The sequence below is a fragment of the Burkholderia sp. ABCPW 14 genome, assembly GCF_001523835.1.
In the GTDB taxonomy this organism is placed as follows: Bacteria; Pseudomonadota; Gammaproteobacteria; order Burkholderiales; family Burkholderiaceae; genus Burkholderia; species Burkholderia mayonis.
Map to the genome: position 1 here is coordinate 29680 of NZ_LOVS01000144.1, position 13752 is coordinate 43431.

At 67.1% G+C, this 13752-nt stretch carries 14 protein-coding genes; all 14 read right to left on the minus strand.

Features of this window, described 5'->3' with window-relative positions; genetic code table 11:
- Nucleotides 1-26: 26 nt before the first annotated feature.
- Nucleotides 27-815 carry a TrmH family RNA methyltransferase gene (locus WS62_RS21940; RefSeq protein WP_066575215.1) on the minus strand — a complete coding sequence of 263 codons (789 nt, stop codon included), beginning with the start codon at nt 813-815 and terminating at the stop codon, nt 27-29.
- A complete protein-coding gene (gene rnhB / locus WS62_RS21945; protein ID WP_066575220.1) occupies nt 812-1456 on the minus strand; it encodes a ribonuclease HII in 645 nt (214 codons plus the stop codon). The genes WS62_RS21940 and rnhB overlap by 4 nt, the downstream gene beginning before the upstream one ends.
- Nucleotides 1456-2622, minus strand: coding sequence for a lipid-A-disaccharide synthase (gene lpxB, locus WS62_RS21950; protein WP_066575221.1), 1167 nt, complete (start codon nt 2620-2622; stop codon nt 1456-1458). Before lpxB ends, rnhB begins: the two co-directional genes overlap by 1 nt.
- Nucleotides 2623-2626: 4 nt before the next feature.
- The gene (gene lpxA / locus WS62_RS21955) at nt 2627-3415 is read right to left on the minus strand and encodes an acyl-ACP--UDP-N-acetylglucosamine O-acyltransferase (RefSeq protein WP_066575223.1); all 789 of its coding nucleotides are present in this window, start codon (nt 3413-3415) and stop codon (nt 2627-2629) included.
- A 58-nt stretch (nt 3416-3473) separates the two neighbouring features.
- Nucleotides 3474-3941 carry a 3-hydroxyacyl-ACP dehydratase FabZ gene (gene fabZ, locus WS62_RS21960; RefSeq protein ID WP_066575224.1) on the minus strand — a complete coding sequence of 156 codons (468 nt, stop codon included), beginning with the start codon at nt 3939-3941 and terminating at the stop codon, nt 3474-3476.
- A 144-nt stretch (nt 3942-4085) separates the two neighbouring features.
- Nucleotides 4086-5171, minus strand: coding sequence for a UDP-3-O-(3-hydroxymyristoyl)glucosamine N-acyltransferase (gene lpxD, locus WS62_RS21965; protein WP_066575227.1), 1086 nt, complete (start codon nt 5169-5171; stop codon nt 4086-4088).
- 16 nt (nt 5172-5187) lie between these two features.
- Entirely contained in the window at nt 5188-5691 is a 504-nt protein-coding gene (locus WS62_RS21970) for an OmpH family outer membrane protein (RefSeq protein WP_066491511.1), read from the minus strand.
- A 67-nt stretch (nt 5692-5758) separates the two neighbouring features.
- Complete coding sequence (gene bamA / locus WS62_RS21975) at nt 5759-8068, minus strand: outer membrane protein assembly factor BamA (RefSeq protein ID WP_066575229.1); 2310 nt, start codon at nt 8066-8068, stop codon at nt 5759-5761.
- Between the two features lie 64 nt (nt 8069-8132).
- Entirely contained in the window at nt 8133-9509 is a 1377-nt protein-coding gene (gene rseP / locus WS62_RS21980; protein WP_066575231.1) for an RIP metalloprotease RseP, read from the minus strand.
- Between the two features lie 11 nt (nt 9510-9520).
- Nucleotides 9521-10717, minus strand: a complete 1197-nt coding sequence (locus WS62_RS21985) for a 1-deoxy-D-xylulose-5-phosphate reductoisomerase (RefSeq protein ID WP_066575233.1) — start codon at nt 10715-10717, stop codon at nt 9521-9523.
- 14 nt (nt 10718-10731) lie between these two features.
- Nucleotides 10732-11553 (minus strand): phosphatidate cytidylyltransferase, encoded by an 822-nt coding sequence (locus WS62_RS21990; RefSeq protein WP_066575234.1) that lies wholly within the window; start codon nt 11551-11553, stop codon nt 10732-10734.
- Complete coding sequence (gene uppS / locus WS62_RS21995) at nt 11547-12329, minus strand: polyprenyl diphosphate synthase (protein WP_066575236.1); 783 nt, start codon at nt 12327-12329, stop codon at nt 11547-11549. Before uppS ends, WS62_RS21990 begins: the two co-directional genes overlap by 7 nt.
- 45 nt (nt 12330-12374) lie before the next feature.
- Nucleotides 12375-12935 (minus strand): ribosome recycling factor, encoded by a 561-nt coding sequence (gene frr / locus WS62_RS22000; protein WP_010104616.1) that lies wholly within the window; start codon nt 12933-12935, stop codon nt 12375-12377.
- Nucleotides 12936-13027: 92 nt separating this feature from the next.
- Nucleotides 13028-13741, minus strand: coding sequence for a UMP kinase (gene pyrH, locus WS62_RS22005; protein ID WP_010104618.1), 714 nt, complete (start codon nt 13739-13741; stop codon nt 13028-13030).
- Nucleotides 13742-13752: the final 11 nt, after the last annotated feature.

The following is a 13752-nucleotide window of genomic DNA, read 5'->3' on the forward strand; positions in this document are numbered from 1 at the left end:
ACAAAAAAGAAAAGGGCTCGTAAGCGTCACGTGCCGTGCACGCGTTGCTGCCGGCACTGCTCGAATAGACAAATTGCCGCCGCAGCAGCCACGTTCAACGATTCCATCCCGCCCGGCTGCGGAATCGTCACGCGATGCGTCGCCGCATCGCGCCAGCGCGCGGACACGCCCGCCCCTTCGTTGCCGAACACCCACACGACCGGCCCGGAAAGGTCGCAGTCGTAGATTGCGCGCGCGCCATGCGAATCGGTCAGCGCGACCGGAACCGCGAGCCGTTCGATCAGCTTACCGGCGTCGACGTCCTCGTGGATGTCGAGCAGGAAATGCGCGCCCATCGCCGAGCGCAGCACCTTCGACGACCACGCGTACGCGGTGCCCGGCGCGCAGAACACCTGCTGCACGCCCGCCGCGGCCGCGCTGCGAAGGATCGAACCGACGTTGCCCGCATCCTGCACGCCGTCGAGCACGACCGACGTGCCCACGACGCGCTCGGGCAGCGCGGGCGCCGGCCGCTCGACGAGCAGCAGCAGGCCGACGCCGTTGACGACGTTCGACAGTTGTCCGAACAACGCGTCGGGCAGCGTGACGAGCCGCGCCGGCTCGACGCGCCCGACGATCTCACGCGCCTCCGCGTGCGCGAGCGCGCCGTCGGTAACGACGCACAGCTCCGGCGGCCCGGCCGCATCGAGGTACGCGCTCGCGAGATGGAGCCCCTCGAGGAGCGCCTGGCCGCCGCGGCGCTGCTGGTGGGTCGAGCCCGCGAGCACCTTCAGACGCTTGTACAGCGGATTGTCGCGGGAAGTGATCGCTTTCATCGAATCAGATCGAGCGCCGCGCGCACGGGCGCGAACGAACGGCGGTGATGCGCGCACGGACCGTGCTCGCGCAGCGCCGCGAGATGTCGCGGCGTGCCGTAGCCGGCGTGCACGTTGAACCCATACATCGGGAACAGTTCATGCAGGTCGACGAGCATCCGGTCGCGCGTGACCTTCGCGAGAATCGACGCGGCCGAGATGCTCGGCACGAGCGCGTCGCCGCCGACGATCGCCTCGCTGCGGACCGACAGCGTCGGGCAGCGGTTGCCGTCGATCTTCGCGAGCGTCGGCCGCATCGCGAGCCCTTCGACCGCGCGCTTCATCGCGAGCATCGTCGCGTGCAGGATGTTGAGCGTATCGATCTCGTCGACGCTCGCCGATGCGACGCAGTACGCGAGCGAATGCGCGACGATCTCGTCGAAGAGCCGCTCGCGCTTCTTCGCTGACAGCGCCTTCGAATCGTCGAGCCCTTCGATCGGCCGCGCCGGATCGAGCACGACCGCCGCCGCGACGACCGGCCCGGCAAGCGGGCCGCGCCCGGCTTCGTCGACGCCGCAAACGATCTCGCCCGGCGCGTCGAAATCGAGCGCCGGCTGGGCTGCACCGGCCGCGGCCTCACGTGGCTTGCGAGTCGTGGCCATCAGCGCGGCTTCCTGGTTTCGATCACGCGCGCGACGGCCTCGGCCGCGCGCTGCGCGGTGTTCTGGCGCAACGCGAGATGCATGTCGGTGAAGATTTCGGTGAGCGTGCGGCGGTTCGCGTCGTCGCGCAGTTGCGTGAGCGTCGCGTCGGCGAGCGCGTCGGGCGTCGCGAAATGCTGCAGCAACTCGGGCACGACGAAGCGGCCCGCGAGAATGTTCGGCAGTCCGACGTACGGCAGATAGCCCTGGCGGCGCATGATCTGCCCCGTCAGCCAGGGCACCTTGTACGAGATCACCATCGGCTTCTTGAGGAGCGCCGCCTCGAGCGTCACGGTGCCGCTCTTCACGAGGATCGCGTCGGCCGCCGTCATCGCGACTTGCGCACGGCCCTCGGTCAGCGTGACCGACAGTTTCGGATGCGCGTCGACGAGCGGCTGCAGCAGCTCGCGCAGCGCGGGCGTCGCCGCCGGCACGATGAAGCGCACGCCGGGCTCGCGCTGCTGCATCAGTTCCATCGCCGAGAAGAATGTCGGGCCGATCAGCTCGATCTCCGAGCGGCGGCTGCCCGGCAGCACCGCGATCACGGAGCCGCTTTCCGGCAGGCCGAGCGCGATCCGCGCGCCGTGCATGTCGGGTTCGAGCGGAATCTCGTCGGCGAGCGGATGGCCGACGAACGTCGCCGCGACGCCGGCCTTCTCGAGCAACTCGGGCTCGAACGGGAACAGGCACAGCATGTGGTCGACGGCCTTGACGATCTTCTTGATGCGTCCGCCGCGCCACGCCCAGATCGACGGGCACACGAAGTGGATCGTCGGAATGCCGGCGCCGCGCAGTGCCTGTTCGAGACCGAAGTTGAAGTCAGGCGCGTCGATGCCGATGAACGCGTCGGGCGGCTCCGCGAGCAGTTGGCGCTTCAGCTCGCCGCGAATGCGCAGGATCTCGGGGATGTGCTTGAGCGCCTCGACGTAGCCGCGCACCGCCAGCTTTTCCATCGGCCAGTGCGCGTCGAACTCGACGGCGGTCATGCGCGGCCCGCCGATCCCGTAATAGCGGGACGATGCGGGCAGCTGCGCGTGCAGCCCACCGAGGAGCGACGCGCCGAGCAGATCGCCCGACGGCTCGCCCGCGACGAGCGCGACGCGCAGCGGTGTGGGTTGGAACACCATCGCGTCAGCGAATGATGCCGCGCTGCGACGTCTCGACGAAGTCGGCGAGCGCCTTGACGGCCGCATCACCGTCGCCGCCCGCTTGTGCGAGCTCGCGCAACTGGACCTTCGCCTCTTCGAGCGACAGGCTGTTCTTGTACAGGATCCGATACGCGCTGCGCAGCGCGGAAATCGCATCCGGCGAGAAACCGCGGCGGCGCAGCCCTTCAACGTTGACCCCATGCGGCTCGGCCTTGTTGCCCGCCGCGATCACGAACGGCGGAATGTCCTGCACGAGCGCCGACGCGCCGCCCAGCATCGAATGCGCGCCGATCCGCACGAACTGATGGACACCCGACATCCCGCCGACGATCGCCCAGTCGCCGATCTCGACGTGGCCCGCCATCTGCGCGTTGCTCGACAGGATCACGTGGCTGCCCACGCGGCAGTCATGGCCGATATGGACGTACGCCATGATCCAGTTGTCGTCGCCGAGCGTCGTGACGCCCGCGTCCTGCACGGTGCCCGTGTGAATCGTCGTGAATTCGCGAATCGTGTTGCGATCGCCGATCACGAGCTTCGTCGGCTCGCCCTGGTACTTCATGTCCTGCGGGCGGCCGCCCACCGACGCGTAATGGCCGATGCGATTGTCTTCGCCGATCGTCGTATGGCCTTCGATCACGCTGTGCGAACCGACCGTGGTCCGCGCGCCGATCGTCACGTTCGGACCGACGACCGCATACGGACCGATCTCGGCCGTCTCGTGGATCTGCGCGCCCGGCTCGATGACCGCCGTGGGGTGAATCCTGCTCATGCGCCGTTGCCTCTCAATGTGTGTGTCGCGTTGCGTAGCCTTTGCGTGCCGCGCGCGCTCAGGGCGCCGCGTCGGCCGTCTTGACCGTGCACATCAGCTCGGCTTCCGCCGCGACCTTGCCGTCCACTTCCGCGACGGCCTTGAACTTCCAGATGCCGCGAATGTAACGCTCGAACGTCACGTTCAGGATCAACTGGTCGCCCGGCTCGACGACGCGCTTGAAGCGCGCGTTGTCGATGCCGACGAAGTAATACAGCGTGTTCTCCGGATCCTTCGGTTCCGCCTCGGCGAACGTGAGGAGCGCGGCCGCCTGCGCGAGCGCCTCGATGATCAGCACGCCCGGCATCACCGGCCGCTTCGGAAAGTGGCCCGTGAAGAACGGCTCGTTGACCGTCACGTTCTTCAACGCTTTGATGGACTTGTGCGGTTCGAGTTCGAGCACGCGATCGACAAGCAGAATCGGGTAGCGATGCGGCAGCAGCGTGAGGATCTTGTGGATTTCGAAGTTGATTTTTTCAGTGCTCATGATGGTTCGTCTCACGCAATGGCTGCGCGGTGATGACTGCAAATGCTGATGCGGGCCGCGTCGGGGAAAGCGGCGCGCGGTTCGGTCGATCGGCGCGGCGGGCAGCCTGCGAGCGCTGCCCGGCGCTGCCCGGTCGACGTGAAATCATGCGCCGTCGGCGTCGCCTTCCCGCGCGGCCAGCGCGGTCTCGAGCGCCTTGATCCGATCGCGCAACTTGTCCAGGTTGCGCACGAGCGCCGCGCTCCTGTTCCAGTCGCCGTGCTCGACGGCCGGAAACGCGCTCGTATAGATGCCCGCCTTCGGCAGCGATTTCGAAACGCCCGACTTCGCGGTGACGATCACGTCATCGCCGAGCGTCACGTGCCCGGCGATGCCGACCGCGCCGCCGATCATGCAATGCCTGCCGATCGTCGTGCTGCCCGCGATGCCCGCGCAGCCGGCGATCACGGTGTACGCGCCGATCCGGCAGTTGTGGCCGATCTGCACGAGGTTGTCGATCTTCACGCATTCCTCGATGACGGTGTCCGCCATCGCGCCGCGGTCGATCGTCGTGTTCGCGCCGATCTCGACGTCGGGACCGACCTTCACGCCGCCGACCTGCGGAATCTTGACCCAGGCGCCCGTGCGCGCGTCGCCTTCGCCGACGAAATCCGGCGCGAAGCCGAAGCCGTCGGAGCCGATCACGGCGCCCGAATGGACGATCACGCGCGGCCCGAGCGTGCAGCCGTGATAGATCGTGACGTTCGGATACAGGTGCGAGTCATCGCCGATCCGCGTGCCGCGGCCGACGAACGCGTTCGCGTCGAGCTGCACGCGCTCGCCGATCACGGCGCCCGCCTCGACGGTCACGTGCGGGCCGATCACGGCGCTCGCCGCGACCTGCGCGGCGGGATCGATCGTCGCGCTCGGATGCACGCCCGCGGCGCGCTGCGGCGCGGCGAGATCGATGAACATCTGCGCGACGCGCGCGAAATAAGCGTAGGGATTCGGCGTGACGATGAAATGGCGGCCGTTCGCGGCCGCGCCGAGCTTCTCGAGATCGCGCGGCGCGATCAGCACCGCGGCGGCGCGCGTCGTCTCGACCTGCGCCAGATACTTCGGATTCGCGAGGAACGCGAGCTGCTGCGGGCCCGCCTGATCGAGCGGCGCGAGACCGCCGACCTCGCGCCGGCCGTCGCCGACGATCTCGCCGCCGAACCGCGCGACGAGCGCCTCAAGCGTCAATGCCATTCGACGTTCGCTCCGTTCAGTTCGACAGGCTGGAAGGCGATGCGAGCGCCTTCAGCACCTTGTCGGTGATGTCGATGCGCGGACTCACGTACACCGCTTCCTGCACGATCAGATCGTAGTTCTGCTGCTCGGCGATCTGCTTGATCACCTTGTTCGCCTTGTCGAGCACCGCCGCGAGCTCTTCGTTGCGGCGCTGGTTCAGATCCTCGCGAAACTCGCGCTGCTTGCGCTGGAAATCGGTGTCGAGCTGCGAGAGATCGCGCTGCTTCTGCGCGCGGTCGGCGGCCGACATCGTCTGACCGTTCTTGTCGAGCGAATCGGACAACGACTTCAGGCGCGCGGCCATGTCCTGCAGATCCTTGTCGCGCTTCGCGAACTCGGCCTCGAGTTTCGTTTGCGCGGCCTTCGCGGGCGTCGACTCGCGCAGGATCCGGTCCGAATTGACGGCCGCGATGCGCGCGACGTCCTGCGCATGCGCGACCGTCGCGCCGAGTGCGGCGGCAAGCGCCAGCGCGCACATCACTCGTTTCGAAAACTTACCGGTTAGCAAGATTACCCTCTCGATGCTGTAGTCAGTGCCTGATCGATCAGAACGCCGTCCCGATCTGGAATTGGAATTTCTGATATTGATCGCCTTCGTGCTTCTGCAGCGGGAAACCCAAGCTCAGCTTGAGCGGCCCGATCGGCGAGATCCACGCGAGACCGATACCGTAGCCGTAGCGCAGGCCGTTCGCGCCCGTGCTCGTGCCGCCCGGCGCATTGCCCCAGACGTTGCCGCCGTCGAGGAACGTGAACACGCGCAGCGTACGGTCGTAGCCCGTGCCCGGCAGCGGGAACGTCAGCTCGATGTTGCCGACGATCATCTTCGAGCCGCCGATCGGATCGTTCGTCTTGGTGTCGCGCGGGCCGAGCGAGCTCGGCTCGTAGCCGCGCACGGAGCCGATACCGCCCGCGTAGTAGTTCTTGAAGATCGGGTACGGATTGCCGATGCCGTTGCCGTAGCCGCCTTGCAGGTTCAGGCCCAGGATGAAGCCGCGCGCGAACGAATAGTAGTACTGCGCCTGCACGTCCGCTTTGTAGTACTGGATCTTGCCGACCGGCACGCCATATTCGATGTTCGCCTGCGTGAAGTAGCCGCGGCTCGGGATCAGCGCGCTGTCGCGCGCGTCGCGCGACCACGCGACGGTCAGCGGCACCGTGTTCGACACGCGGCCGAACTGCTGCACGTAGTCCTGATACGACTGCGGCGTGTTCGAATCGACATCGAGACGGTTCTGCTCGAAGCCCGCGCCGAAGTACACGGTGTCGGTTTCCGAGAACGGGATGCCGAACTTCAGGTTGCCGCCCGCCGTGATGATCCGGAAGCTCGAATTCGTCGAGTAATAGAGCGGCTGGTACGTGCGGTAGAACACGTCGGTGATCCGCTTGATGCCGTCGACCGTGAAGTACGGGTCGACCTGCGTGACGGTCAGCGTGCGGTAGCTCTTCGCGGTGTTCACGTTCACCGAGAGGCTCGTACCCGAGCCGAACACGTTGTCCTGCGAGATGCCGGCCGACAGCACGACCTTGTCCGTCGACGAGAAGCCCGCGCCGAGCGTGATTGCGCCCGTCGGCTTTTCGGCGACCTTCACGTTCACGTCGACCTGGTCGTTCGTGCTTTCGACGGGCACCGTCGTCACGTCGACGTCGGTGAAGTAGCCAAGGCGATTGATCCGGTCCTTCGACAGCGCAAGGCGGCCCGAATCGAACCACGAACTTTCGAGCTGGCGCATTTCGCGGCGCACCACTTCGTCGCGCGTGCGCGTGTTGCCGACGATGTTGATCCGGCGCACGTACACGCGCCGGCTCGGATCGACGACGAGCGTGAGGCCCACCTTGTGCGTCGCCTGGTCGATTTCCGGCTGGGCGTTCACCGTCGCGAACGCGTAGCCGTACTGACCGAGCTTGTCGACGATCGCCTTCGTCGTCTGCTGCAGCTTCTCCGCCGAGAAGCGGTCGCCCGGCTTGATCTTGACGAGCTTTTCGAGCTCCGCCTGGCGATCCAGCAGATTGCCCGCGAGCTTCACGCTCGATACCGTGTACGGTTCGCCTTCGTGCAGCGTCACCGTCAGGTACATGTCCTTCTTGTCCGGCGAGATCGACACCTGGGTCGACTCGATATTGAACTCCAGATACCCGCGATTCAGGTAGTACGAGCGCACGTTCTCGAGGTCGCCCGTCAGCTTTTCCTTCGAGTACAGGTCGTTCTTCGTGTACCACGAGAACCAGTTCGGGGTCGACAACTGCATCTCGTCGCGCAGCGTGCCCGTGCTGAACGTCTTGTTGCCGATGAAGTTGATCTGGCGGATCTTCGCGCTCGGGCCTTCGGCGACCGCGAACAGGATCGACACGCGGTTCGCGTCGACCGGCGTGACCGTCGTCGACACTTCCGCCGCGTAGAAGCCGCGCGTCAGGTACTGGCGCTTCAGCTCCTGCTCCGCCTTGTCGACGAGCGCCTTGTCGTAGTAGCGGCCCTGCGACAGGCCCACGGCCTTCAGCGCCTTGTTCAGGTTGTCCTTGTCGAATTCCTTGATGCCGGTGAAATCGATCGAGGCGATCGCCGGACGCTCCTGCACCTGGACGATCACGACGCTGCCCTGCGTCGCGATCCGCACGTCGTTGAAGAAGCCCGTCGCGTACAGCGCGCGAATCGCTTCGGATGCCTTGTCGTCGGTAAACGTGTCGCCCTGCTTGATCGGCAGGTACGCGAACACGGAACCCGCTTCGACACGCTGCAAGCCTTCGATCTTGATGTCCTGCACCACGAAGGGCGCCGTTGCGTGTGCCGCGAGACCATGCGCGGCGAGCACCGCGGCAGCAACCGTCTTAGGTACGAAGCGATGAGGTTTGAACAACATGCATCCCCAGTGTTTAAGCTTGCATCAGATCAGGCGGCCGCCCTTGCGGCTGCCGCCCGACGCGTCAAAAATGGATCAACCGAGCCAGATCGTTGAACAGCGCAATCGCCGACAATGCGACGATGCAGATCAATCCCGCTCTTTGCAGAATCAGTTGCCAGCGCTCCGATACAGCCTTGCCGGTCGCGGCTTCAACCAGATAATATAACAGATGCCCCCCGTCCAAAACGGGAATCGGCAGCAAGTTCAGCACGCCGAGGCTAATGCTGACAAGGGCGAGAAACGATAGGAACGCCGACAATCCGAGCCGCGCGCTCTTGCCCGCATAGTCCGCGATCGTCACCGGCCCGGACAGATTCTTCAGCGACGCTTCGCCCGTCACCATCCTGCCGAACATCTTCAGCGAGTACACCGCGATGTCCCACGTGCGCCGCGCGCCGAGCTCGACGCTCTCGAGCGCGCCGTAGCGCACGTCGACGGACGGCGTCCGCAATGCGAGCGCCGCGCCGATGCGCCCCACTTCCTTGCCCGTTTCGTCGTCGCGCTTCGCTTGCGGAACGATCGACACCGTGCGCTCGACGCCCGCGCGCCCGATCCGCAGCGACAGCGTGCGGCCCGCGTGCGCCTTCACGTCGTCGATGAAGCGCGTCGAGCCGCCGATGCGCGCGCCGTCCAGCGCGACGAGCTTGTCGCCCGGCTGCAGCCCCGCTTGCTGCGCGGCACCGCCCGGCAGCACCGACGTCACCGTCAGCGAACCGCCGCCCGGCTCGAAGCCGAGACGCGTCATGAAATCGTCGTCGACCTCGCGATCGGCGATGCCGTGCAGGTCGACGCGGAAATCGTACGTCGCGCCGTCGGCGCGATTGCGCGCGCCGAGCACGATGTCCTTGCGATCGAATGCGGCGCCGAGCAGCTTCCAGCGCAGCTCGGACCACGAGCGCACCGGCTCCGCCTCGCCGCCGCGCGCGTCGCGGATCGACACGATCGTCTCGCCGCCGTCGAGGCCCGCGACCGCCGCGGGCGTACCGGCCGCGGGCGGCGCGACGATCGCCGCGGGCTCCGTCACGCCGGTCGCGAACACGAGCGAAAAGAGCGCGATCGCGAGCAGGAAATTCGCGATCGGCCCCGCCGCGACGATCGCGATGCGCTTGCCGACCGATTGCCGGTTGAACGCGCGCGGCAGTTCGTCCGCGCGAATGCCGTCGCCGGGATCGCGCTCGTCGAGCATCTTCACGTAGCCGCCCAAGGGCAGCGCGGACAGCGTCCACTCGGTGCCCGTCTTCTTGCTGACCCAGCGCGCGACGGGCGCGCCGAAGCCGATCGAGAAGCGCAGCACCTTGACGCCGCACCAGCGTGCGACGCGGTAATGCCCGTACTCATGCACGACGACCAGCACGCCGATCGCCACTGCGAATGCGATCAGTTCGACCAGCACGTTCATGACAGCCCCATTCAGACAGCGCGCTCCACGCCGGGCGCGCTCAGCTTTTCGATGAACGCCATCGCCGCGCGGCGTGCGTCGGCGTCGGCCTCGACGACGTCGTCGAGGCCGCTCGGCGTGCGGTTGGAGAGCCCGTTCAGCACGGCCTCGACCGTCTGCGCGATCGCCGTGAAGCGGATGCGGCGCGACAGGAATGCGTCGACCGCGATCTCGTTCGCCGCATTGAGCGCCGCGCTCGCGACGCCGCCTGCCTCGAGCGCCTCGATCGCGAGCGCGAGGCACGGGAAGCGCGCGTAGTCGGGTTTCTCGAACGTGAGCGCCGCGATCTGCGCGAGATCGAGCTGCGCGACGCCCGCGTCGACGCGCTCGGGAAACGCGAGCGCGTGCGCGATCGGCGTGCGCATGTCGGGATTGCCGAGCTGCGCGAGCACCGAGCCGTCGCGATACGACACGAGCGAGTGGATCACGCTCTGCGGATGGATCAGCACGTCGATGCGCTCGCCCGGCAGGCCGAACAGCCAATGCGCCTCGATCACCTCGAGGCCCTTGTTCATCATCGTCGCCGAGTCGACCGAAATCTTCCGGCCCATTACCCAGTTCGGATGCTTGCATGCCTCGTCGGGCGTCACGTCGGCGAGCGTCGCGGGCTCGCGCGTGCGGAACGGGCCGCCCGACGCGGTCACGATGATCTTCGCGATCCCGCCGTGCTCGGCCGCGTCGCGCGGCATGCACTGGAAGATCGCGTTGTGCTCGCTGTCGACGGGCAAGAGGATCGCGCCATGGTCGCGCACCGCGTCCATGAAGATCGCGCCCGACATCACGAGCGATTCCTTGTTCGCGAGCAGCACGCGCTTGCCCGCGCGCGCGGCGGCGAGGCTCGGCGCGAGCCCCGCCGCGCCGACGATCGCCGCGACGACCGTGTCGCAGCCGTCGCTCTTCGACACGTCGACGAGCGCCTGCGGGCCGTGCGCGACCTGCGTCTTGCTGCCCGCGGCGCGCAATTGCGCTTCGACCCGCGCGGCGGTTTCGGCGTCGCCGACCACCGCGACGTCGGGCGCAAAGCGCAGGCACTGGGCGACGAGCTTGTCGCCGTTGCGGTGAGCCGTGAGCGCGTGAACCGTGAAGCGCTCCGGATGACGCGCGACGACGTCGAGCGTGCTGTCTCCGATCGAGCCCGTCGAACCGAGCAATGTCAGACGTTTTTGCATAATGGTGTCTAGTTTTAACCGAGCAGCAGCAGTGCGAGCGGCAGCACGGGCAGCAGCGCGTCGACGCGGTCGAGCACGCCGCCGTGGCCCGGCAGCAGGCCGCTCGAGTCCTTCACGCCCGCCTGGCGCTTCAGCAGCGACTCGAACAAGTCGCCGACCACGCTGAACGCGACAAGGAGCGTCAGCGCCACAAATGCGCCCGCCGCGCCGTAGTGCGCGACGAACGCCGAATAAAGGGTCGGTTCGAAGACGTGCGCCGCGACGGCCGCGCCGGCGACGATCATCACCGCGAGCCAGCCGCCCGCCGCGCCTTCCCAGGTCTTGCCGGGGCTGACGGACGGCGCGAGCTTGTGCTTGCCGAACCCCTTGCCGGCGAAGTATGCGCCGATATCGGCGAGCCACACCACCAGCAGCAGCGACAATACGAAGGGTACGCCTTCCGCGCGCGCCGCGACGAGCGCATGCCAGCATGCGGCAAAGACGACGAGGCCGGCCGCGAGCAGGAACGGCTTCCACGCGCGCCCGGCGAGCGCCGGCTTGCGCCAGAGCGCATATGGGCCGGCCAGCAGCCAGAACACGCCCGCCGCCTCGAAGAGCGGCCGCGCGGCCTGCGCGCCGATGCCGAGCCGCGTGCTCGCCGCGAGCGCGAGCGCCGCGACGACCGCGTAGACGACCGAGCCGCCCCCGCCCAGCTTCAGCAATCGCCCCCATTCCCACGCGGCGAACACGAGCACGAGTGCGATCAGCGCGCCGAACGCGGAAAGCGGCGCGTACAGCGTCACGGGCAGCAGCACTGCCAGCAGCACGAGCGCCGTGATGACACGGGTCTTCAGCATGAAAGGGAGTCGGCGTCCTGAGCCTGGGGTTCGAGCTGCGCGCTCGTGCGGCCGAAGCGGCGTTCGCGGTGCGTGTACGACGCGAGCGCCTCGGCGAGCGCGTTTGCGTCGAAGTCCGGCCAGAATTTGTCGGTGAAGTAGAACTCGGTGTACGCGAGCTGCCAGAGCAGGAAATTGCTGATCCGCTGCTCGCCGCCCGTGCGGATGAAGAGATCCGGCTCCGGCGCATAGGCCATCGCCAGATGGCGGGCGAACGCGTCCTCGTCGACTTCGGCCGCGCGCCCTTCGCGCGCCGCCTCGTCGACGAGCTTCTGCGTCGCCTGCAGGATGTCCCAACGACCGCCGTAGTTCGCGGCGATCGTCAGCGTGAGGCGCGTGTTGCGCGCGGTCTTCGTTTCCGCGCGCCGGATCAGCGCCTGGATGCGCGGTTCGAACTTCGACAGATCGCCGACGACGCACAGCCGGATGCCGTTCGCGTGCAGCTTGCCGACCTCGCGCTCGAGCGCCGTGATGAACAGGCGCATCAGGAACGACACCTCGTCGTTCGGCCGGCGCCAGTTCTCGGAGCTGAACGCGAAGAGCGTCAGGTATTCGACGCCCGCCCGCGCGCATCCTTCGACGACCGAGCGCACGGCGTCGACGCCGCGCGAGTGTCCTGCGACGCGCGGCAGGCGGCGCTCGGTCGCCCAACGGCCGTTGCCGTCCATGATGATCGCGATGTGACGCGGCACGGCGGCGGCGTCAGGCACGCGAACGGTAGAGCTGGTATAAGTCATGGCCGCTGAGACTGTAGCTGCAGGAAAAAGTGCGACAAGGCGGCGTCAGACCGTCATGATCTCCGCTTCCTTGCTCTGGACGAGCTTGTCGATCTCCGCGACGTGCTTGTCGGTCAGCTTCTGCACGTCGTCGCCCGCACGGCGCTCGTCGTCTTCGGAGATTTCCTTGTCCTTCACGAGCTTCTTGAGCGCTTCGTTCGCGTCGCGGCGCAGATTGCGGATCGCGACCTTCGCGGTCTCGCCTTCGCTCTTGACGACCTTCGTCAGCTCGCGGCGGCGCTCTTCCGTCAGCGCCGGCATCGGCACGCGGATCAGGTCGCCCGCCGTCGCCGGGTTCAGGCCCAGATCGGCTTCGCGGATCGCCTTCTCGACCTTCGCGACCATGTTCTTTTCCCACGGCTGCACGCCGATCGTGCGCGCGTCGACGAGCGTCAGGTTCGCGACCTGCGAGATCGGCACCATCGAACCGTAGTAGTCGACCTGCACGTGATCGAGCAGACCGGCATGCGCACGGCCCGTGCGGATCTTCGCCAGATCGTTCTTGAACGCTTCGATCGAGCGCTGCATCTTCTGCTCGACGCCCTTCTTGATATCAGCGACACTCATTTCAACCTCCGAACCTTCCGAACTTCAAAACGATGCGGGCAATGCCCAACGGGCGGCGCACGGCGCCGCCGGCTGCCCGCATCGGCGAGAGTTTACACGTGGACGAGCGTGCCCTCGTCCTCACCTTGCACGATACGTTTGAGCGCACCCGGCTTGTTGATCGAAAACACGCGAATCGGCAGCTTCTGGTCGCGGCAGAGCGCGAACGCCGTCGCGTCCATCACCTGCAGGTTGCGGCCGATCGCTTCGTCGAAGCTGATCGACGAGTAGCGCGTCGCGGACGAATCCTTCTTCGGATCGGCCGAATAGACGCCGTCGACCTTCGTCGCCTTCAGCACCACTTCGGCGCCGACTTCCGAGCCGCGCAGCGCGGCCGCCGTGTCCGTCGTGAAGAACGGGTTGCCCGTGCCCGCCGCGAAGATCACCACCTTGCCCTCCTCGAGCTGGCGGATCGCGCGCGGGCGGATGTACGGCTCAACCACCTGGTCCATCCGCAGCGCCGACTGCACGCGCGCCTCGATGCCCGCGTGGCGCATCGCGTCCTGCAGCGCGAGCGCGTTCATCATCGTCGCGAGCATCCCCATATAGTCCGCGGTCGCGCGATCCATGCCGGCCGCACCGCCCGCGACGCCGCGGAAGATGTTGCCGCCGCCGATCACGACCGCGAGCTGCGTGCCGAGACGCACGACTTCCGCGATGTCGGCAACCATCCGCTCGATCGTCGCGCGATTGATGCCGAAGGCATCGTCGCCCATCAGCGCTTCGCCGGAAAGTTTGAGGAGGACGCGTTTATAGGCATTGGGCATAGGGACTTCCG

Coding starts and splice junctions, on each gene's coding strand:
- WS62_RS21990 (WP_066575234.1), bottom strand. CDS start 11,553: ATGCTGAAGACCCGTGTCATCACGGCGCTCGTGCTGCTGGCAGTGCTG.
- bamA (WP_066575229.1), bottom strand. CDS start 8,068: ATGTTGTTCAAACCTCATCGCTTCGTACCTAAGACGGTTGCTGCCGCG.
- pyrH (WP_010104618.1), bottom strand. CDS start 13,741: ATGCCCAATGCCTATAAACGCGTCCTCCTCAAACTTTCCGGCGAAGCG.
- WS62_RS21985 (WP_066575233.1), bottom strand. CDS start 10,717: ATGCAAAAACGTCTGACATTGCTCGGTTCGACGGGCTCGATCGGAGAC.
- lpxA (WP_066575223.1), bottom strand. CDS start 3,415: ATGAGCAGGATTCACCCCACGGCGGTCATCGAGCCGGGCGCGCAGATC.
- WS62_RS21970 (WP_066491511.1), bottom strand. CDS start 5,691: ATGTGCGCGCTGGCGCTTGCCGCCGCACTCGGCGCGACGGTCGCGCAT.
- fabZ (WP_066575224.1), bottom strand. CDS start 3,941: ATGAGCACTGAAAAAATCAACTTCGAAATCCACAAGATCCTCACGCTG.
- lpxB (WP_066575221.1), bottom strand. CDS start 2,622: ATGGTGTTCCAACCCACACCGCTGCGCGTCGCGCTCGTCGCGGGCGAG.
- frr (WP_010104616.1), bottom strand. CDS start 12,935: ATGAGTGTCGCTGATATCAAGAAGGGCGTCGAGCAGAAGATGCAGCGC.
- WS62_RS21940 (WP_066575215.1), bottom strand. CDS start 815: ATGAAAGCGATCACTTCCCGCGACAATCCGCTGTACAAGCGTCTGAAG.
- lpxD (WP_066575227.1), bottom strand. CDS start 5,171: ATGGCATTGACGCTTGAGGCGCTCGTCGCGCGGTTCGGCGGCGAGATC.
- rseP (WP_066575231.1), bottom strand. CDS start 9,509: ATGAACGTGCTGGTCGAACTGATCGCATTCGCAGTGGCGATCGGCGTG.
- rnhB (WP_066575220.1), bottom strand. CDS start 1,456: ATGGCCACGACTCGCAAGCCACGTGAGGCCGCGGCCGGTGCAGCCCAG.
- uppS (WP_066575236.1), bottom strand. CDS start 12,329: ATGACTTATACCAGCTCTACCGTTCGCGTGCCTGACGCCGCCGCCGTG.